The sequence below is a fragment of the Arthrobacter sp. 18067 genome (assembly GCF_902706295.1).
Lineage (GTDB): Bacteria > Actinomycetota > Actinomycetes > Actinomycetales > Micrococcaceae > Arthrobacter.
The window spans coordinates 1-410 of record NZ_CACSJJ010000097.1; the positions used below are offsets into that span (position 1 = coordinate 1).

Sequence of the window (410 nt, forward strand, 5' to 3'; positions counted from 1 at the left end):
GCCCGGCTCATGGCCTCGGCCAACTGCTGGCGAACGTCGGCCAGCTCCTGCGCCTGCTTCTCGGCTGCTGCCTTCTCGGCGGCCAGTGCAACGCCGGCCGCGTCCAGCTCGCCGGCCTGACGCTCGAAAGCCTCGGCCAGTTCCTGCCGCATGGCGTCCAGCTCGGCCCGCTCGGTTTCCCATGCCGCTTGCGCACTGCGTAGGGATTCGTTCGCCAGCTCCTGCGCCTGCTGCCAGATCGTCGCCACGGCCGCGCTGCTGGCCTGCTGCACGGATTCCGGCACGGCCACGGCCACCGGGGCGGCCTGCGCGGTCTGTGCCCTGCGCCATTCCTTCATCACGGCACTGGCGGCGTTCATGTCCACGCGGGCGGCCCGTCGCACGGCGTCAACCGTGGGCATGGTCTGGCG

1 protein-coding gene is annotated in these 410 nt (G+C 72.0%); it reads right to left on the reverse strand.

The window, feature by feature from the left end; all coding sequences use genetic code 11:
- A partial coding sequence (locus GVL04_RS24250) for a DNA-binding protein (RefSeq protein WP_235036439.1) occupies nucleotides 1-359 on the reverse strand: 359 nt, incomplete at its 3' end.
- Nucleotides 360-410: the final 51 nt, after the last annotated feature.